Here is a 20,849-nt window from a genome sequence, read left to right as displayed (position 1 = left end):
CCAATAATAGGAAGGTTAACTTAATGAGCTTAATAACCGTTCATCAATTTATAATAGTGGAAAGAAAAAATTTCTCAATAAGGTTATTCGCTGAATATAACAATTTGGATAACTTCGTTCAGCCAATTAATCTTATATTTACTTAAGAGGAGTTAATTTGTAAGGCGGTAAAAAGAGATTCAGTTTAAATATATAGCAAATGAATTTCTCTAATTTTTATAGGGAAAATTTCGTGTTATTCATCTAATATTTTAATTATTTTAAATAATATAATTCTTTTTTTTATGTAATTTATTAAATATACTCTAACTTATCTCAAATAAACGTGATTAATAATTGTTTTTATTAGGGTGGTTAATTTTAATCATAAGGGGGATATAATTACCGAGAATTTAAAATAGTAACGATGATTAATATGTAACTACATTCTATTCATTCCGTGGAATTGTTTTTTATATTGTATATAAACATGTTGCATAAGGGGGGTTAAAATATTTTATTTTTGGTAAATATAATTTCATTGGTGATTCTATATGGCTGTATATTTATAATGATATTGATTTCAACGTTTAAAATGTAGAATTTCGCTTATTAACCTGAGGTTATTATTCAATAATAGCATCAATCAGCTTCTGAGAAACCGTTGAGAATTGACTTCCTTTAATGACTGACTATTTTGGATGTTGGCAATAGTGCTTATTTATGACTTTAAATTAACAAGAGGCACTTATTGGGTACCTCTTGTTGCGGGAGTTTAACGGGAAGAAACTACTTTAAGGCGACTGGCTGAACAGTTATACCCTATGGATTTCAAGATGCATTGCGGCGGCAAGGGAGCGAATCCCCGGGAGCATAGCGAACTATGTGACCGGGGTGAGCGAATGTAGCTAGCAAAGAGGCAACTTGAAAGATAATGGGTATATTTTAATCATTCAAATATCGAGTCGCTTAGTTTGCCATTTTTTAGATTTCCAACGCCAGATATTAGTGAGCCCACGTAACCATTCGTCACAGAAGAAACCGATCCAGATACCTAAAATGCCCATTTCCATTTTGATCCCTAAAAAGTACGCCACTGGAATAGCAATACACCACATAAAGAATATGGCTGCATATAGCGGGAAACGAGCATCACCGGAAGCACGCAATGCGTTCACCATAACAATATTTGCGGTACGGATTGGCTCCAGAAAAACGGAGAGCAAGAATAGTGGTAACAACAGTTTGATAATGGCTTCATCTTGCGTCAGAAAATGCAGAATCGGCATTCTCAACAGCCAGAAAGCAGTGACCACGCCAATAGTGACGATACAGCCGATTTTCAGACTATTAATGCCACGAATATAAGCATCTTCAAACCGCTTTGCACCGACCAGATGACCAACCATAATTTCGTTACCAATGCTGGTGGCAATGCCAAATAACATCACAAACAGTGATAGCTGGAAATAGAGTGTTTGTGCTGCCAGTGGAATTTCACCCATCAGTCCAATGAATGCTATGGCTGCCATATATTGCAGTATCCACACTACGTTTTCACCCGCAGCGGGTAAACCGATATATAAGATTTTGCCCAACATACCTTGTGACCAGCGTAGGAAACCTGCCAGTGTAAATTTGATCCGCAGGCCATAACTGAGCAGACAGAATAATAGGATCACGGCAACAATCCGGCCAAAGACTGTAGACCAGGCGACACCTTCCAGACCATATTTAGGTAATCCGAAGAAACCATACAGGACGATCATATTACCTAGCACTGTCAGCACGTTAGCAATCAAAGTAACATACATTGCCGGTTTTGATTTCCCATAAACCCGTAAACAAGCAGCCAGAATAATCGAAATAGCTTCGGGGATAAGACAGATACCCAGAATGTGCAGATAGTTAAAACCATCTTCCATCAGATGTTCCGGCATATTCATGATATACAAGATCTTATAGCCGAAGAAGATGGTAATCAGTGCACAGCTAAACCCAAGCAAAAAGTTGAATGCAATAGAAATATGGATCGACTGGCTGGCTTTATCCCGTTTGCCTGCACCAATATATTGAGCAATAACGACACTGCAACCAACACTGATAAAGTTGAAGATAGTGATAAACAGATCAAATACCTGATTACCTACAGCCATAGCAGCCAGATAAGAAGTAGAAACATGGCTCACCATATAAGTATTAATTAATAAAGTGGCCAGATGGAGAAGAATATCAATAAAAATCGGCCAGCTTAACGAAAAGAGCGAGCGCTCAGTAACATCAGTTTGATGCATTTGAAAAACCTGCTTATTGAAAAAGGTAAATGAATTATTGCTTGAGATGCCGCATATTCAGAAAATATTCAGGCATTGTACATGGTTTATTTATCCGTTAACAGAGATGAGATATAAAAAGATGAATTCTGTGATGGGGTTTTTTCTGCTTGAACAATGCCTTGTGGTACCAAGCAAATAACGATCAATGAGCATCATAAGGGAGATGATTGGCAGCAAATATTAGCATTGCTATTTGTCGGATATGTTAGAAGAATTGATAAATTTAATTGTAAATAATTAAGATACTTAAATGATTATCTGAATTGATAAAAAATTTAAACGCCAAATTTTAAAAATATTTAATATAATTATTTTAATGTGTTATGGATATTTATTCGATACCAACTTTATCAATTAATTGATGTCCTATATACTTAATGAATCATTAGATAATTTTATTTAAATGTTATGTATGATTTTATTAAGTTAATACACCATTATATTTTCTATGAATTGGCTGAAACGTAGCAGATAGCCGTCAGGATCTTGCACAAGAAATTCTCGTTGGCATGCAATGACTTCATCAATACGGTAGTGATTATCTTTAACTTCTCGGTATAGTTTGATGTTATTAACTTTTAAGTTGTGCAGTAAAGGTGTTAAATCATCAACTTCAATCTGAAAATTCACCCCCCTCCCAAGAGGATAATTTAATGAGGCTGTGTTCCAGCCATCATCATGTAACGCTTCAAGCATGAGTTGTGCTTCACCAAGTGCTAAGTATGCAAAATCTGGATTACCTCGTCGAATAAGCAACTGGAAGCCGAGAATTCGTTGATAGAAATCCAGAGATAGAGAAAAATCAGTAACCGTAAGTTCTGGAACCATACGATTCCAATAGGGTTTATGTTGTTCCATATTTTATCTGTTCCATATTTTATCTGTTCCATATTTTATCCAGAATAAAAGTATTATAGTCTAATGAATTAAATAGTAACAAGTCTAATAAAGCTATTTTTTATTCCTGTAAAGATCTGGTGAATAATTCTATTAATTTTTACGTTATTTAACTTGGTTTTTTTAACCGCCTATGGTGGGGTTTCTGTGTTAGTAATTTATACCCGTTATCCTTCAAGTTGCCTCTTTGTTGGCTGCACTTGCTCACCCCGGTCACATAGTTTGCTATGCTCCCGGGGATTCACTCCCTTGCCGTCGCGATGCATCTTGAAATCCATAGGGTATATTTAATTGATGTGGTTAATTGCATTGTTATATTTTTTTATTAAATCTATTATCTATCTCTCTTGATAATTTATCTGATTCATTAAGTTGAATCTATATATAAAATTATATTTCTGATGTTTTCTATTTTTGTGGAATTGGTCACGGATAATTTAAATATTATCTATATCTTAATGGCTGATTTTAATCAGGGAATAAGTTAATTTTATGATTTCTATATTTTTACGTTATTATTTTATCTGTTCTTGTAATATGCAGGCATGGTTTAATGTCGATCACCGTATTTCTCATTTTTTCCCTGATTAACTGTTCTGGTTATATTTAAAATTAAATCTTGTAATCACTACATTTATTTTGGCGTATTTCTGGCTGTTTTTGGAAATTTGTCTGAATTATGCGGTATAGCTAATTATTGGATAAAAATATATATGAAACGTATTCCAGAACCTTTCCGTATTAAAATGGTAGAAAATATTCGCATGACTACTCGTGCCGAACGTGAAAAAGCATTAGAAGAAGCTGGATATAATCCATTCCTATTACCCAGTGACGCGGTTTATATTGATTTGCTGACAGATTCTGGCACTGGAGCAATGAGTGATCGCCAGTGGGCGGGGATGATGATGGGGGATGAAGCTTATGCAGGTTCCCGTAACTATTATCATCTATGTGATAAAGTCAATGAATTAATTGGCTACCAATATACTATTCCAACCCATCAAGGGCGTGGAGCAGAACAGATTTTATTTCCGACATTAATTGCTCGTAAAAAAGCGCAAGGTGGTGCAACGCATCCGGTCTTTATTTCTAATTTCCATTTTGATACGACAGCGGCTCATGTTGAATTAAATGGCGCGAAAGCGATTAATGTTGTTACGTCAAAAGCCTTTGATACAACCACCTATTATGATTGGAAAGGCGATTTTGATATTGATGAATTGGAAAAAACGATAGCAGAATATGGCGCTGATAATGTTGTCGCGATTATTACAACCGTTACCTGTAATAGTTCCGGTGGTCAGCCCATCTCTCTCGCTAATATGAAAGCCGTGTATGAGATTGCAAAGCAACATGATATTCCTGTGGTGATTGATTCAGCCCGTTTCTGTGAAAATGCTTGGTTTATTAAGCAAAGAGAAAAGGGTTATGAAAATAAATCCGTTAAGCAGATCGTCAAGGAGATGTATCAATATGGTGATATGTTAACCATGTCAGCTAAAAAAGACCCCTTGGTCAATATTGGTGGTCTTTGTTGTTTCCGTGATGATGAAGATCTCTTTAATGAAGTGCGTATCCGCTGTGTGCCAATGGAAGGGTTTGTGACTTATGGGGGGCTTGCCGGACGCGATATGGCGGCATTGGCAATTGGCCTTGAAGAGGGGATGAATGAGGATTATCTGGCATATCGTATTAATCAGGTGGCTTATTTAGGTAATAGATTAAGAGAGGCAGGTATTCCTATTCAATATCCAACCGGTGGTCATGCGGTATTTGTTGATGCTAAATTATTATTACCACATATTCCAGGGGAGCAATTCCCCGCTCATGCACTGAATAATGAATTATATCTGGAGGCGGGAATAAGAAGTGTGGAAATTGGTTCTTTGTTATTAGGTCGTGATCCAAAAACCGGAAAACAGAAACCATCACCAATGGAACTTTTGCGATTAACTATTCCTCGTCGCGTCTATACTAATGATCATATGGATTATATTGTAGAAGCCTTTATTTCCTTGAAGGAGCGAATTCCTCAGATTAAAGGATTAACGTTTACTTATGAGCCATCCGTATTACGGCATTTCGTTGCAAAATTAAAACCAATTTAATAATAAATATTGGGATGCTCCTTGTTTAAGAGCATCCCTAATTTTACTGCTTACTATACCCAATGGATTGAAAGATAACGGGTATATATAAAGCCACGCTAGGGTAATGCATATGGCTACTTTGCCGATAAAAAAATCGTCTCCATCTTTATTTGGCGGCGCCATGATCATTGGTGGAACGATTATTGGTGCGGGCATGTTTTCTTTACCGGTTGTCATGTCAGGAGCATGGTTTTACTGGTCAATTGCCACTTTGATTTTTACCTGGTTTTGCATGTTGCATTCAGGATTAATGATATTGGAAGCCAATCTTAATTATCGAATTGGCTCAAGTTTCAGTACTATAACAAAAGATCTGTTGGGCAATGGTTGGAATATCATTAATGGTATTACCCTTGCTTTTGTTTTATATATACTGACTTACGCTTATATTTCCGCGAGCGGTTCGATTATTCAACATGCTATGCGAGAAGTATCGATAGATTTTTCATCTGGGTTTGCTGGTTTTTTATTTGCTCTTGTTGTTGCATTTATTGTCTGGTTAAGTACTAAAACTGTTAGCCGGATGACGTCGATTATTCTTGGTGCTAAGATATTAACTTTCTTTATGACGTTCGGCGGTTTGGTTTATAATGTTAAACCAGCGGTATTGTTTAATACAACTGAAGTTAACCCAACTTACTGGCCTTATGTATTAATGACTTTACCCTTTTGTCTGGCCTCCTTTGGATATCACGGTAATGTTCCTAGCCTGATGAAATATTATGGAAAAGAACCAGAGAAAATAAAGAGATGCCTGTTTATTGGGACATCAATGGCCTTGGTGCTTTATTTGATCTGGTTGGTTGGAACAATGGGAAATATTTCCCGACCTGATTTTGTCGAAATCATAGCAAAGGGGGGCAATATTGATGTTTTGGTTCAATCATTAAGCGGAGGATTGAACAGTTCTGCTCTGGGCTTATTATTGACTCTCTTTTCTAACTTTGCGGTTGCCAGCTCATTCTTGGGTGTCACGCTTGGGTTGTTCGATTACTTGGCTGATCTGCTTAAATTTGATGATACCAAACTGGGGCGCTTTAAAACGGCATTAGTGACGTTTCTTCCGCCAATGGTTGGTGGAATGATTTATCCGAATGGTTTTATTCATGCGATAGGTTTTGCTGGCCTTGCTGCAACAGTTTGGGCTGCTATCGTTCCCGCGTTACTTGCCAGAGCATCCCGTAAACGATTTGGTAGCCCTATGTATCGAGTTTGGGGAGGTAATGTGATGATCGGCTTGATTTTGCTATTTGGCGCACTAAATGCTGCTGCCCATATCTTATCAAATTTTAACCTGCTGCCTGTTTATTCATAAAAAAACTCCTGCGGTGGGGGCCGCAGGAGCCTGGTGTTGACGGAAATAAGCTCCGAAAGGGAGAGAACAAAGCCGGTATTTTTATGTGTTAATTTAGTTTGTTAACTCCTAACATCTTATAGCAAGGTTATTAACAGGAAGTTCTTATGGCTTCCCTTTAGAACACGAATAGTTAACTGCTTTAATTTATTTTAGTACAACGTCCTGACAGACATGTCGTAAATTCATCCCTGATAGAACAATAGCATTAGAATGCCCTCTTTTGGCAACTTTTTGCCTAGTCATTAATTAGTTGTATATAATCTTTCAGTGTCAGTGTTGTTTTTGCAACAGTATTACCGCTGGCGCTAAGCCACCATTTGCCGGTATTCGCTAATCACTTGTTGGCAAAAATCAGGTGAATTCACATGATGAGGGCTTTTAATAATTGTATACAAGGGGTCGTCACGCCAAACATTGTCAGGCCGATAGCCGGTTTATCTTCAATAGTGTTCTCTTCATGAAAATAGACTGCCCCTGCAATTTGGTTGGCCGCATTTTTGATCAGATCCCTGACGTAGAAAATTTCTGCGCGCTTGGTATCAAAAATAGTAGCGATATAAACATAGCCTTGACTTTTTTTCATTATAATTATGAATACTTCCCTAGTGCTGACTACTCATTCATGGACAGATTATAGTCAAGATGAGACTCAAGTATCACTGTTGTGTTACCAAATTGAGACAGTCATCTCATTTTATATATAAATAAAATGAATCAATTTGGTCGTTTTGTAGATGGTTGAGTAGAGTGATGATAGCGAAAAAATATTTTAACCATAAGTGTTAATATACCCTATGGATTTCAAGATGCATCGCGACGACAAGGGAGCGAATCCCCGGGAGCATAGATAACTCTGTGACCGGGGTGAGTGAGTGCAGCCAACAAAGAAGCAACTTGAAAGATGACGGGTATGTAGCGATTTTTATTGTGAAGAGTCATGGCAATGATAGATTCGAAGACGAAAACTCATTTTACTGGTACTCGGAAAAAAACTTATACATTGCTAATCAATGCGGCATTGGAGCTTTTTGAACAGGGGGCGATACCTTCGGTTTCTGAATTGGCAATGCATGCTGGTGTTTCCAGGGCAACGGCATATCGCTATTTTCCGACACAAAGTGATTTAATTGATGCGATTGTTGGCGCCAGCCTTGGGCCGATCCTCACCTGGAAGCCTGCTAGTGAAAAGACCGAAGAGCGGATTACTGAGTTGTTGGATTTTGCTTATCCCCGAATGTTTCAATACGAAGGAGCATTGCGAGCTGCTCTGTTAGTTTCCTTGCAACAATGGTCTCAGGGATGTTTATCTGAGGGTAAGCAGGAAAAGAAACTGGTACGTGGGCATCGTAAAGATATCCTGGCAATGGTTGTTGAACCATTAAAAGGGCATTTTCCGCCGGATACTTTGGAAAATGTCATTCGGTCTTTTTCCCTAATTTATGGCTCCGAGGTCTTTCTGGTGATGAAAGATATCTGGCAGATGGATAATGCGGAAATTATTGAGATCACCAAATGGATGGCAAAAGCAATAATTAATCAAGCGTACAGAGATTCTGAATTATAGGTATTGTTTATAGGTATTGTGGTAAGTCAATTTAGTCACAACCTTTACTATTGACGAATTTTTCTGGTGTGAATATTTTGTCTGATATTTTATATAACTTGTGGTTATTCCTATGAAAAATATTCCTGTTTATGATGATGTCGTTGCTGCTGCCCGCAAAATGTGTGAGCCATTGCGAGGCCAGAGGGTAGGGATTATTGTCAGTGGCGGTAATGTGGATATCGAACGTTACTGTTCGTTGCTGGCAAAACAACCTTAGACGTAATAAGTCACGTAGAAGGGGCTCTTGATATCCGCAGAAATTATAATCTATTTTTTACAGTGTAATTATTGCTTTTTGTATTTGAATATTAATTATATGGCTAATATTATATATTAGCTGTTACATGTTTTTTGTTAATGTTTCACTGTATTATAATTTCATTAATATATGTTATGCTTATCATATATATCCTAATTGATTGTTAATCTATTAGGGTAAATTGAATAATGTATATTTTTAATTCAACTTATGTCTAAGTTGGCAATAGAGCACGAATATAAATTATTCTAGTGATTACTTTCATATACCTTATGGATTTCAAGATGCATCGCGACGGCAAGGCAACTTGAAAGATAACGGGTATATTATTGAATTAATATGATGGTGGCAGCTATTGTCTAATACGCTTCCTCTAATAACAAATCTTTTATGACGTCTAAAATAGGTGATTATATGACCACAGAAAATAGCATTATTGATGATTTTAACGGTAAAACAAAGACTCTGGGATGGGATATTGTTGCTGCCTATGATAGAACTAAAATAAATATGCTGTTTGAACAGCAATATGTAAGAAAAGTAAGTGAAGGTACACATTTTTCACCTATTTTCTGGGAAAGCGGAAATAAAAAGATAAAATTTGACAACTTGATATTGGGAGTACCGTTAATTTCCTTTGAAAATTCATCAATTGAGAGTTCTCAGGCAACGGTAAAATTAAACTTTATTTCTGGCACGATAGTAGAGCTTTATGATGATGGTAGAGTAAAGAATTATCAAAGAATTACGCCGAATAATGATTACCATATGGCAATAACCGTAGACTTGATTGCGGCGACAGGTTCTGTTGGTAATGATGGAAAAGTTGTCGTTGAGTTCAAAAAAGGGACTTTGGGTGAGGTCAATGTTATCAACGATGCGCCAGCAGAAGTTAAGGAGTTTTTCCGTAATTGGCTCAAAGATAATGACGTAACTTATGAGTTAGGTATTTTGAAGCTGGATAATACGGTTGAACTGGTTCCAAAAATGTTTAAAATTAGAACGCAACCGGCACCCGGTGCTAATTTATATGGTTCTGATAATTATGGTCATGGAGCGGTGTTGTTATTTATTGCAACAAACTATAATCCTAACGGTGGGGTATTACCAACTAACTCAAGTAATTTTCCTTATTTGATACCGGATAATCGTTCTGCGGTATTAATTATCAGTAATAAGACACTTTTTGAGAATATTCTTAAGCCGCAATATGAACATTTATTACCTAGCCCAACGGGTGTAAATTTAGAATTGGTCAAGATTGATAGCCAGAAAGATGACTCAGCTAGCTATTTGAATATAACAAGTGGGTATGCTGAGAGCGATGAACCTGTACAATGTGAAGGAGGAGGGTATAAAGTATGGACGGGAACGGTGAAATATCATGATAACAGTAATATGTGGTTAGAGAACGTCAAGATCCCCTATTCAGGAATGCATATTAAACCAGGCAAAGAAAAAATTGTCTTTTCTGGGGAGGATAATAATGGCCACTCTTATCATTTTACCCAACTAGTTGGTATTCTTAACGATTCTGCGATAAGTGGTGGTTGGTACAAGTCTAAAATTGATTTTTATATTGATGGTTCGATAGATATTACGCCTCATGTAAAATCTAATGATAAGATTGAATTTCTATTAAATAATAGAATGAGCACCAGATATGACAAACAAGATGAACCTGTTTGGGGAATACACTTTTACCCTAAAGAAAAGTTTATTAATAAAACAGCGGAAATTGTTAAAGATGTTGTTGAAAATAATTTATCCAACGTTGCAAAGATTGAATTAGATAGCATTAGTCTATTTGCAGTTGAGCACCTTTTATTCCCTGAAAGCAATTATCTTGAATTTGATAAAGTGTATGTACCTGGGGATATGGTGCTGTTTGGTGATATTTCTCCAACATCAACTGCTTTTAAAATCAATGATCTTCAATTAACTATGCCAGTGAAAACTAAGCATAAATTTACAACCAACATCAATGCAACGGTAAATTGGTCTATTGCTCCAGTAGAATTGGGCAGTATTGATGCGAATACGGGAGATTATACGGCACCGGCTAAGATAAAAGGGAATAGCCAAATTGTGACAATTACTGCGACAGATTCAAAAACAAACGCTAAAGCTTCAGCGGTTGTCACTCTGTTGCCTTCCTCAGTATCGGTTAGTCCTTCTTTTGTTGTTATCAATGAAAATGATGTTAATAAGAATGTCAATTTTACTGTTTATGGCAATAAGAAAGTGAATTGGCGTGTGGAAACGGGTACTGGCTATGGTGTTGTTGATGCGAATGGCAAATATACGCCTCCAGCTTCTTTCCCGGCCGGATATAATATGGTTACGGTGACGGCTGTTGCTGATAATGGCGATTTAGATAAAGTTAATATTTTGCTTATCAGTAAAAGTACTATAGCGGAATTCAAGATTGATCCTAGCTATAATCAAGAGTTATTAACACCCGATGCCGTAATAAAGTTCTCTTCTGTCGGTAATGATTTGACTTCTCCAAGTGAATGGAGCCTTATGCCGGCAAGAGGAAATATTAAGGTAGGTGAACCAGAAGTCATAAAAAATGAGTTTGGTGATGACATCGAAAAATATACTGCAACTTATACTGCACCAAATGATATTACTCGTTCGGAAATTGTTTTACTCAGAGTGACACATAAGAATAAACCCAATCGTGCGGGATATGCTCTGATTACACTTGAGCCGAAAATCAGTTGATAACTAACTGCTTTTAATAACTATCAGATGATGCAATAAACTTCTTATTCTTTATTGCATCTCTGTTCTCAATCCTATTATCGTTTTTAGATAAAATACCCATCCATATATTTACAATAAATAAAGGCGACTCTATGAATTATGATATCAGCCCGTTGCTAAAGAAAATAGGTAATAAATATAACTTTACCGATAAGATAATGGAGTCAGGTTATAAATCTATTTTTGATATTATAAGAATACCCCGTCATCTATTTTTAGAGAAGTATAATTCAAATCATCAGGTAGCAGATATTTATGATATGGCAAACAGCTATGCTATACAAATAGCCCGTAAATTTCGCCAGCAGCATTACAATCATAATACATATGCCAGAAATTATTCTTCGCTTTCATTAAAAGAAGGTCCTCAATATCAATCCTTATTTCAGGATAACTGGCAGCAGTATTGCCAAAATGGCGCACCGGAAGCAAATAATTCACCGGTTGCTTATTTAGCAGAGATTTATAAATTAGCGATGGATATTGAATCCAATTCGGATGCTGAGGCCATTAAAATAGATGTGCGACGCTCTGATTTAGCGCATTTAATGCTGGATGAGGTGAGTATTAATCAGGAGATTTCAGCACTGTCATTGGTTAATACTATGTTAAGTCAACGTTTGGAAGTTATATTAAAACAACAAGGAAAGACAAATTTATCCAGTTATGATCTTTTGGCTAATATACGTTATCCATTTCAACTTCCTTATGATTATGCACAAAACCAAATTAATCTAACATTTGATAATAGAAAACTTTTTTGTTTGAAAATGATGCAACAGACAGATAAGCGTTATCCTTATTTTCTTAAATCTAATCTGAATACTGCTAATGGAGAATTTTTCTCCCCTTTAGCAAATCAGCTAGGTATTTACCAACAAAAAATAATTAATGAGCCCTTAAACCCATCTAATAGCCAATTCTATCGGGATAATTACGGTGTTAATAGTGCAGACTTACTTGAATTGTTATCGACTTTTATTGCACAAACAACTCTTTCTGTCGCAGAAGTTGAGCAATTATTATGTATAAAAGGAATATCTACCAATAAAGGGGGGACATTAGAGCAAAATAATGTGAGATTATCTCAAAATGTGCTTAATTTAGGTATAGCTGCGGCTCCTTATCGTTATGGTGCCGTTTTTATTAATGGACCGAATGCAAAAGAGAGTGATTTCCTACATTTGTATCGTGAGTTTGCCTCAAGTGATAATTTACTACAAGTGGTAAATAAATTATCAGGTGTGAATCATGAACGCTTTGATAGATTAAATCGCATGATACGGTTGTGGAAATGGATTAAATTGCCGGTAGATAAAATTGATTTATTGGTGACTGCAACGATGCGGGCAGAAGGGGATGCAAATAAGCAATTACAGATGAATGAGAATACCTTGCGTATGTTAAGTATTTTCCATCATTGGAGCAAAAAATATCATATTTCACCTGATGATTTTGCCGCATTGATATATCAAATTACGCCTTTCTCGACGGGTACAGCGATTCCTTTCTTTGATCAGATATTCAATTTATCTTCGTTATTTGATGCACCATTGGTGATTGATGAACGTGAGTTTTATTCAGAGACAAAACAGGATGATACTATTATTAGTAAGTTGTGTGCTGGATTGAAAATTGAAGCGAAGGATTTTTCTCTATTAGCGCCATTAGTTGCTGAATCGATAGGTGAAAAGAGTTTAACATGTTCACTTCCTGTTGTTTCTGCATTTTATCGCATTGTGCAATTGTCGAGAATTTTGGGATTAACACCACAGGAAGGTGTGGTTATTTTAACGTTGATAGGTGGAAATAAAGTATTAAAGCAGGTCACGGGTATGCCTTATTTATCGCAATCAGGAAATAATAGGCAAACAGATATTTTGGATATTATGATTGCAATGGAGCAAACCATAGAATGGTTGAGAATAAATAAATTATCTGTTGGTACTCTGCAATTATTCTTATTACCGGCTAATGAAGTTATTATGACCGGAAATGCGGCGCAGGTGGCCTTTATTAATCAAGTGGGATTGCATCGTAATTCAGAAAGTTTAACCCTGGAAAGTTTATCATCAAATATCTTACCAGCATTAGATGATAATAGTGATTTGATTGATTGGTTAACTCCACGTCAAACTGTTTTAAATGCAGTATCTCATCAAAAATATGGTTTAGTTAAGCCTGATGTTAATATTACTGATGAAATTAATAAAGCAATAAAAAGTATATTACTTAATGATAAAGTCAAAGTATCTATTACTGAGCAATGGGCTGCAGTTATTACTCAAGCCCAATCTGCACAAAATGCAATATCGGCCAGTATGTTGGCAAATGCATTTCAGCTATCACAACCGTTTCCTTTATTTATTCTAAACTGGATCGGCTCAAGTAGTTATGATTTTTTATTGAAGTCATTTGAACTGTTTGATAAGAAAAATTTACAGCCAGAGATGATCAGTCAGGATTATTTGATACTGATGTATGATTTATCGCGATATATTTCAGTGATTAAGACTTTCCGACTGAGTACTGTGATGTTGCATCATTTTTCTGAACATCCTGAATGGTTTGGCTGCCAGAACACGCAACTTTCTTTGTCGGTTATTTATTATTTCAGTCGCTACCGAGATTGGATGAAATTAGTTGCTTCTTTAGATAATGCGGAAGATAAAATATTGCGTTATTTGGAGTTAGTTAATACGAATAATCAAAGTAATGATAAAACTAATATGGTGAAAATATTAACTGAACTATTGTCATGGCAGCGTGATGAAGTGCTATCAGCTAATTCACATATTATTGGCAAGGAAGATAATACAGCAAAAACATTGGCTGAAATAGATATCATGATGAGACTTAAATTTTGGTCTGAGGAAATGGCACTTTCCATGCATTCATTATTGGCAACGATAAATATCAATGCTCATTCCTCTTATGAGGATTATAAACAGGTCGGTACAGCGATGGTAGCAACTCTGTAAATATATACCCGTTATCCTTCAAGTTGCCTCTTTGTTGGCTGCGCTCGCTCACCCCGGTCACATAGTTTGCTATGCTCCCGGGGATTCACTCCCTTGCCGTCGCGATGCATCTTGAAATCCATTGGGTATAACTGTCATAGTGGAATAAAAAAATTTTAATAGAGGTTCAGGATATGAAAAATATTGTTGCTAAAAAATTAGCTGAGAGTGTTCGTGATGGATTGGTTGGTTATTACTTGGGGCATATTTCAAAAACAGCTAATGTACCTGATTTAAAAACGCCGGATGATTTGTATCAATATTTACTTATTGATAATCAGGTATCTAGTCAGGTTAATACCAGTGTCGTTGCACAAGCGATTTCCAGTGTTCAGCAATATATTAATGGCATTATGCTTAACATGGAACCAGGGTATGATTATCAATATGAAGATAAAGTAAAAACATGGAATAATGTTTTAAGCCAATATAATATTTGGGCTGGTTTTCAACAGTTGTCTAATTATCCAGAGAATTATATTAGCCCTATATTGCGTCGTAGTAAAACAAGTGATTTTAAAGAGTTGGAAGATAATTTAAATAAAGGTAAATTGAGTGATGAGGTTGTTCAGGAAGTCATATTGAATTATTTGAATAAATTTGAAGAAATAAGTAATTTAGAGTTGATGAGTGGCTATATCAATACGACTAAAGAATTAGCTCCTGCTCAGGCTGAATATTATTTTGTTGGTAAGATGAATATTACGCCAGGCCAATATTATTGGCGTTCGCTGAATATGGCTAATCGAAATATGCAAGATGTCATTAATCCTACCGCTTGGCAAGAATGGGAAAAAATTGGTATTCCTGCTACTGGGGAAGTGATTAAGATCCGCCCAGTCGTTATTAATGGTCGTCTTCATATCGTTTGGTTGGCACATGAAGCAGATAATAATAAAGAAGAAAATTATTATAGTATTAATTTGATATATCGAAAATTTAATGGTGAATGGAGTCTGCCAAATAAATTACGGACTTTTACGGGTGATAAGAATAAAATTAATGATAGTTTTGAACTCATTGCATTAATGGATTTGCGAGCTGAACCTGTATTAGTTATTTCTGCTATTTGTAAATCAGTAAAAGAAGAACATTATCCGTACTCCTGTAATGTACTATTTAACGAAGTTCCTGTGCCTCTGGTGGGTGAAAAGTCATTAGATCTCTATATTTATCAACAGATGAAATCTAATCCTACGCAAGATCTGACACAATCAAATATGTTGTCAGCCTATTTTGGGGATGCATATAAATTAGTTGATAAACCTGTTTATCTGGAGTCAGGAAGTTACCCTGGGCTTGCGACAGGGAAAATGACACTATTTGTTGAAATGGGTAGTAGAAAACTACGTCTCAGTGGTAATAATAGTTTGTCGATTGGGAAAGAGATTATTAGATCTGTAGCATGTGATATTGATCTTAAAAGTAAATCTAGTGAAGCAGGAAAGGTTAATATTTCACTCGCTGATGGCGCTAAAGAAAATAATGGAAAAATAACAGTTTCTGTCGCGGTGACTATCAATGATAATAGTTATGCATCAGGTGACTATTTTTATATTATGTTTAATTCTAGTCAGAGTGGTTATCCTGAGTTGAATGTTAATTTTTCTGAATGGGGACAAAAACAAGGTAATGTTTATCATTTTACTAAAGAAATGGAAGTGCCTCTGTCTGGATTACAAGAAGCTAAAGTATTTAGTTCCGAACTTAATAAATCGGGTGGTAAGCTTGTTGCTTCTGGAGAGGGAACGCCAAAAGTGGATATTGACCATTCAGGTTATCGGGAGGCTGATTTCTGTTTATGGCATACTAACGGGGGGAGCGATAGTCTGTTACATTCAGAACGCCAATTCCTCAATGGAAAGAGTATTATTTCTACTGTAAAACTTGATCTCGATGAAATAAATGGTAATGATTCGAGTGTATTTTTAAAATTAGGTTATAAGAAAGAGGGCGAAGATGCGGATTTAGGTTATGACTATTATGAAGTTAAAATAAGTAAAACTCCCTATCCTAATTTGCTGTTATCCTATGATAAAAAAACGCAAGCACAGTATCTGGATATTACTGAATTGCAATTTAAATATCGATCTATCAGATTAAATACCCTATTTGGTAAGGAGCTTATTGCGCGGGCTAACCATTCTATTGCTGATGTCCTGAATTGGGAGGCACAACATATTAAAGAGCCGCCTATTCCGGGGAGTAATGAACGTAATGATTCTGTGCTTAACGGGGCAAATAGTATTTATTTCTGGGAGCTTTTCTTCCATGTACCTTATTTAGTTGCGTATCAACTCAATGCTTCACAACAATATCAGGATGCCCAAAATTGGTTGCACTATATTTTTAACCCAGGAGTAAAAAATAAGGCTAATGGTAGTCCAAGCTATTGGAATTGCAGCCTGTTAGAGGTTTCTCAAGATAGCTCAGTACAATTAAAAGGATTACAAGATCCAGATGCGATAGCTTATGCAGATCCGGTACATTATAAGAAAGCCATATTTCAAATGTATGTGCAGAACTTGATTGATTTTGGTGATAGTTTTTATCGCTTTCTGACTAATGACGGACTTAATAATGCTAAATTACGCTATCTTCAAGCACAGCAATTACTTGGCCCCAGACCCGATTTTGATTTAGTGAGTCATTGGCTACCGATTGAATTGGCAGATGTCACCTCTTCAAAGAATAATAAATTACGCGAATTTGAGAGTAATATTGATCCTGATATATTAATTGATCTTCCGGCGACTAAAGTCAGTGCTCATACGGCGGTGGATAATGCGATATTCAGAGTGCCTTTGAACAATGATTTACTGTGGTATTGGGATATTTTATCTAGCAGATTTTATAATTTGCGCCATAATTTAACTTTAGATGGTAAACCTTTGTCGTTACCATTATATGCAACACCTGTTGATCCAAAAAATTTGCTCGCTTTACTGGCAAACGGTGGATCATTATTGGCAGCAGGTAGTACCGGTATTTTGAATATACCGCCTTATCGTTTCCGGGCATTATTACCCAGTGTTTATCATGCAGTAGATACATTAAGTCATTTTGGTGATTTACTCTTGAGTGCGCATGAACGTAAAGATCGTGCGGAACAGGAAGAGTTGAATCAATTACATTTAAAAGAGTTAGCTATTTTCACCATTTCATTGCAGAAAGATGCTGTCGCAATTGCTGAAAAAGGGAAAGAGGCATTATTAAAAAGTCGGCAGACAATACAACAGCGGATTGATCATTATAAGGCGCTTTATGATGAAAACATTTCTACAGATGAAACCAATGCACTGAATTTACAAGGTACGGCAAAAATTATTTCTTCTGTTGAAGAAGGAATGTTAACCGCCGCTGGTGCCGCCTCGCTGATACCTAGCATTGCGGGAACATCATTTGGTGGACAACGATGGCATATGCCGCTTGTTTGTTCTGCGGGTATTACACGTACTGCATCATCAATCATGCAAATGGCGAGTGATACATTGAGTATTAAAGCGGGTTATAACCGGCGACGTGAAGAGTGGGAAATTCAATATAAACAGGCGGAAAGTGAGCTGGAAATGTTGAAAAAACAGATTGAACAGCAAGAGGCACAAATCTCCGCTGCGAATACAACATTACAACAATCTCAGGCTCAACTGCAAAAAGAGCAGGATATGTATCAGTTTTTTACTGTGACCAGGGTAACGAAATCTTCGCTTTATCAATGGCTGAATGATCAGATGATGTCATTATATCGTCAGGCTTACGATGCGGTGCTTTCGCTATGTTTAAATGCACAGGCATGCTGGCAATATGAAATGGGGGATTTTGCCACCCAATTTATTGTGCAAAATGGTTGGGATGATAACCATAATGGTTTATTGGTAGGAGAAAAGATTAAACTGAATTTACTGAAAATGGAATCGGCTTATTTGAATCGTAATGAACGTCGTTTAGAGTTAACTAAAACGATCTCGTTAAAAAATCTATTATCTGGTACGAAAAAATGGCAAGATATTCAATCTGAACTTAAAACTGGTGAAGGAATTACATTTATACTGAATGAAAAATTATTTGATCAAGATTATGCCGGGCATTATTTACGCCAGATCACTTCTGTATCGGTCACGCTGCCGACATTAATGGGTCCTTATCAGGATATTAAAGCGACTTTAACTCAAACGAAAAGTTATACATTGAAAACACCGGATATTAATGGTGTGAAATATTTACTTTTAAATAAGGAAGGCGATAATAAACAAATTGTCACGAATTTGAGAGCCAGCCAACAAATCGCACTTTCATCAGGTATTAATGATAGCGGTACATTTAATCTTAATTTTGGTGATGATCGCTATTTACCTTTTGAAGGAACGGGAGCGGTTTCTGACTGGAAACTCATTTTCCCATCAGCGGCAACAGACAGTATACAGCGAGATATTCTGGATAATTTGTCAGATATTATTTTGCATGTACGTTATACCGCGAAGGATGGCGGTGAGGCATTTGCCGGTCAGGTAAGAGAACTACTTAAATAATACATTTATTTATTGTTGTTTTTGTATCTATACCCTATGGATTTCAAGATGCATCGCGGCGGCAAGGGAGCGAATCCCCGGGAGAAGGTTGTTTTGGCTCTTGATGTTAAACAACCGGCTATGGCAGGTATGGAAAAGCTTAGCCGTGACTTGAAATTGTTGTTCCTAGAATCATAAAAATCTTGTGGTAGTGTCATAAAGTGATACTATAGACTCATGAACAAACGACATTACAAAACGCTGTCAGATGTATTTACCCGACCTGTCAACAGTTCTATAAAGTGGTCTGATATTGAGGCACTTTTTATTGCATTAGGAGCGGAGATACATGAAAGAGAAGGTTCGAGGGTTGCAGTGCTATTGAAAAATCAAAAACGGATTTTTCACCGGCCTCACCCACGACCAACTACTGACAAAGGGGCTGTTAACTCTATTAGGATATGGTTGGATAGCTTAGGAATTAGGCCATGATGAACAATACGTTAAAAATTGACGGCCATGTGGCTGTTATCGCTTTTGATCCAGAAATCGAGATGTTTCGTGGTGAATTTGTTGGGTTGAATGGTGGCGCAGACTTTTACGCCTATAGCGTCGATGAGTTGAAGAAAGAAGGAACTAAATCTTTGGCGATCTTCTTTGAAGAGTGTCAAAAAGATGGTATAGAACCTTACAAATTGTATAGCGGCAAAGTAACCACGCGTTTGTCACCAGAGCGTCATCGGACGCTTGCTATCACTGCACAATCTACTAATCAATCTATCAATGAACTGCTTAATGAGGGTGTTGATTTGGTCATTGAAAAGCATTCTTGAGGATTATAGGCCGCCATTTAGCGGCCTAGCCTCTTGATCTAAAAGTCAGGATTTTTTGCAATCAAATTAACTGCTGCTTTTCTCGGCCAAAATAAACATTCCAAACGGATGAATTTCCAGATAGTAATTATCGCCAACATCGGGTTGCAATTGGGTGGCGTTAATCTGTAATAGCAGCGTTTGCCCTTGCCAATCTACGGTGACTTCATATTGTGGCCCCATGTAAGCCACATGGCTAATGGTGCAGCGTTGGCTGATATTTCCATTACGGCTCAGGGTGATAGCTTCCGGTCTGACGCCTACCGTTACCGATTGCCGGTTGGTGGTGAAGTTGGCTGGTCGTGGCAGGCGATATTGGAAAATCTCAACATAATCAGTACCTAAAGTCGCCGGGAAGATATTGGCATCTCCCATAAAACTTGCCATAAACTCAGACGCCGGTTGGCGATAGAGTGTTTGTGGCGTGCCAATTTGCATGATTTTACCTTTATTCATCACCAGTACCGCATCGGAAACGGCAAATGCCTCACTTTGATCATGAGTAACATATAGCGAGGTGATATTAAATTGCTGCTGCAATTCGCGGATTTTCTCGCGCATACTGCGGCGCAGATTGGCATCGAGGTTACTCAGTGGTTCATCGAAAAGTAACACTTTAGGCTTGAGGATCAGTGCACGAGCGAGAGCAACACGCTGTTGTTGACCACCGGAGATTTGGTCTACGTAACGATCTTCAAAGCCGCCTAAATCCACCAGCTCCAGCGCCTCTTTAACCCGTTCGCGTATTTCTGCTTTAGGCCGCCCTAGCATTTTCAGCCCGTAGCCAATATTTTCCCCCAGTGACATATGCGGGAATAGGGCATAGGACTGAAATACCATGCAGATGTCCCGTTGCTGAATAGAGCGATCTGTGACGTCTTCACCGTCAATGAAAATTTTACCTGTGCCAGGTTTCTCCAGCCCGGCAACCAGACGTAATACGGTGGTTTTTCCGCAGCCGGATGGCCCTAACAGCGTGACCATATGTCCCTGCGGAATAGAGAGCTCCAGATTATCGATCACGGTGTTGCTACCGAACCGTTTGGTTACATTTTTCAGTTCGACAAAATTTTGTTGTGTCATGTCGTCA

General features: G+C 37.1%; 13 protein-coding genes and 2 pseudogenes. 11 read left to right on the top strand and 4 right to left on the bottom strand.

Annotated features, from left to right (window positions below; translation table 11 throughout):
• Window positions 1-932 precede the first annotated feature (932 nt).
• Both SLS51_RS12510 and SLS51_RS12505 read right to left on the bottom strand, forming a co-directional pair.
• Entirely contained in the window at window positions 933-2,273 is a 1,341-nt protein-coding gene (locus SLS51_RS12510; RefSeq protein WP_323838880.1) for an MATE family efflux transporter, read from the bottom strand.
• Window positions 2,274-2,741: 468 nt separating this feature from the next.
• Window positions 2,742-3,173, bottom strand: a complete 432-nt coding sequence (locus SLS51_RS12505; RefSeq protein ID WP_323838878.1) for a bleomycin resistance protein — start codon at window positions 3,171-3,173, stop codon at window positions 2,742-2,744.
• Window positions 3,174-3,704: 531 nt separating this feature from the next.
• Between SLS51_RS12505 and tnaC the strand changes: the two genes are divergently transcribed.
• From tnaC to mtr, 3 genes are all read left to right on the top strand, one after another.
• The gene (gene tnaC, locus SLS51_RS24130) at window positions 3,705-3,803 is read left to right on the top strand and encodes a tryptophanase leader peptide (protein WP_181147885.1); all 99 of its coding nucleotides are present in this window, start codon (window positions 3,705-3,707) and stop codon (window positions 3,801-3,803) included.
• 122 nt (window positions 3,804-3,925) lie between these two features.
• Window positions 3,926-5,323 (top strand): tryptophanase, encoded by a 1,398-nt coding sequence (gene tnaA / locus SLS51_RS12500; RefSeq protein WP_323838876.1) that lies wholly within the window; start codon window positions 3,926-3,928, stop codon window positions 5,321-5,323.
• A gap of 112 nt (window positions 5,324-5,435) precedes the next feature.
• A complete protein-coding gene (gene mtr / locus SLS51_RS12495) occupies window positions 5,436-6,680 on the top strand; it encodes a tryptophan permease (RefSeq protein ID WP_323838874.1) in 1,245 nt (414 codons plus the stop codon).
• A 421-nt stretch (window positions 6,681-7,101) separates the two neighbouring features.
• Here the strand turns inward: mtr and SLS51_RS12490 are convergent.
• A pseudogene (locus SLS51_RS12490) lies at window positions 7,102-7,233 on the bottom strand (Tm-1-like ATP-binding domain-containing protein); the annotation flags it as partial.
• Window positions 7,234-7,659: 426 nt separating this feature from the next.
• Here SLS51_RS12490 and SLS51_RS12485 point away from each other — a divergent pair.
• The 8 genes and pseudogenes from SLS51_RS12485 to SLS51_RS12450 all read left to right on the top strand — a co-directional run bounded on the left by SLS51_RS12485 (window position 7,660) and on the right by SLS51_RS12450 (window position 19,720).
• A complete protein-coding gene (locus tag SLS51_RS12485) occupies window positions 7,660-8,286 on the top strand; it encodes a TetR/AcrR family transcriptional regulator (protein ID WP_323838872.1) in 627 nt (208 codons plus the stop codon).
• Between the two features lie 145 nt (window positions 8,287-8,431).
• Window positions 8,432-8,545, top strand: a pseudogene (locus SLS51_RS12480) (serine dehydratase); the annotation flags it as partial.
• Between the two features lie 456 nt (window positions 8,546-9,001).
• Complete coding sequence (locus SLS51_RS12475) at window positions 9,002-11,317, top strand: hypothetical protein (RefSeq protein ID WP_323838870.1); 2,316 nt, start codon at window positions 9,002-9,004, stop codon at window positions 11,315-11,317.
• A gap of 134 nt (window positions 11,318-11,451) precedes the next feature.
• Window positions 11,452-14,340 (top strand): Tc toxin subunit A, encoded by a 2,889-nt coding sequence (locus SLS51_RS12470; RefSeq protein WP_323838868.1) that lies wholly within the window; start codon window positions 11,452-11,454, stop codon window positions 14,338-14,340.
• 173 nt (window positions 14,341-14,513) lie between these two features.
• Window positions 14,514-18,908, top strand: coding sequence for a Tc toxin subunit A-related protein (locus SLS51_RS12465; RefSeq protein ID WP_323838866.1), 4,395 nt, complete (start codon window positions 14,514-14,516; stop codon window positions 18,906-18,908).
• A gap of 48 nt (window positions 18,909-18,956) precedes the next feature.
• Entirely contained in the window at window positions 18,957-19,085 is a 129-nt protein-coding gene (locus SLS51_RS12460; RefSeq protein WP_278249242.1) for a hypothetical protein, read from the top strand.
• A gap of 39 nt (window positions 19,086-19,124) precedes the next feature.
• A complete protein-coding gene (locus SLS51_RS12455; protein ID WP_046395863.1) occupies window positions 19,125-19,379 on the top strand; it encodes a type II toxin-antitoxin system HicA family toxin in 255 nt (84 codons plus the stop codon).
• On the top strand, window positions 19,376-19,720 hold the full coding sequence (locus SLS51_RS12450; RefSeq protein ID WP_323838862.1) for a type II toxin-antitoxin system HicB family antitoxin: 345 nt from the start codon (window positions 19,376-19,378) through the stop codon (window positions 19,718-19,720). Before SLS51_RS12455 ends, SLS51_RS12450 begins: the two co-directional genes overlap by 4 nt.
• A gap of 66 nt (window positions 19,721-19,786) precedes the next feature.
• Here the strand turns inward: SLS51_RS12450 and fbpC are convergent, their stop codons facing one another.
• Window positions 19,787-20,842: a ferric ABC transporter ATP-binding protein gene (fbpC, locus tag SLS51_RS12445; RefSeq protein WP_323838860.1), complete on the bottom strand. Its 1,056-nt coding sequence runs from the start codon at window positions 20,840-20,842 to the stop codon at window positions 19,787-19,789.
• Window positions 20,843-20,849 lie beyond the last annotated feature (7 nt).

The sequence above is a fragment of the Photorhabdus africana genome (genome assembly GCF_035181445.1).
Taxonomy (GTDB): domain Bacteria; phylum Pseudomonadota; class Gammaproteobacteria; order Enterobacterales; family Enterobacteriaceae; genus Photorhabdus; species Photorhabdus laumondii.
This window is presented reverse-complemented; position numbering and strand designations above follow the sequence as displayed.

Coding starts and splice junctions, on each gene's coding strand:
- SLS51_RS12510 (WP_323838880.1), bottom strand. CDS start 2,273: ATGCATCAAACTGATGTTACTGAGCGCTCGCTCTTTTCGTTAAGCTGG.
- tnaA (WP_323838876.1), top strand. CDS start 3,926: ATGAAACGTATTCCAGAACCTTTCCGTATTAAAATGGTAGAAAATATT.
- SLS51_RS12450 (WP_323838862.1), top strand. CDS start 19,376: ATGATGAACAATACGTTAAAAATTGACGGCCATGTGGCTGTTATCGCT.
- mtr (WP_323838874.1), top strand. CDS start 5,436: ATGGCTACTTTGCCGATAAAAAAATCGTCTCCATCTTTATTTGGCGGC.
- SLS51_RS12470 (WP_323838868.1), top strand. CDS start 11,452: ATGAATTATGATATCAGCCCGTTGCTAAAGAAAATAGGTAATAAATAT.
- SLS51_RS12460 (WP_278249242.1), top strand. CDS start 18,957: ATGCATCGCGGCGGCAAGGGAGCGAATCCCCGGGAGAAGGTTGTTTTG.
- SLS51_RS12505 (WP_323838878.1), bottom strand. CDS start 3,173: ATGGAACAACATAAACCCTATTGGAATCGTATGGTTCCAGAACTTACG.
- tnaC (WP_181147885.1), top strand. CDS start 3,705: ATGATTTCTATATTTTTACGTTATTATTTTATCTGTTCTTGTAATATG.
- SLS51_RS12475 (WP_323838870.1), top strand. CDS start 9,002: ATGACCACAGAAAATAGCATTATTGATGATTTTAACGGTAAAACAAAG.
- SLS51_RS12455 (WP_046395863.1), top strand. CDS start 19,125: ATGAACAAACGACATTACAAAACGCTGTCAGATGTATTTACCCGACCT.
- SLS51_RS12485 (WP_323838872.1), top strand. CDS start 7,660: ATGGCAATGATAGATTCGAAGACGAAAACTCATTTTACTGGTACTCGG.
- fbpC (WP_323838860.1), bottom strand. CDS start 20,842: ATGACACAACAAAATTTTGTCGAACTGAAAAATGTAACCAAACGGTTC.
- SLS51_RS12465 (WP_323838866.1), top strand. CDS start 14,514: ATGAAAAATATTGTTGCTAAAAAATTAGCTGAGAGTGTTCGTGATGGA.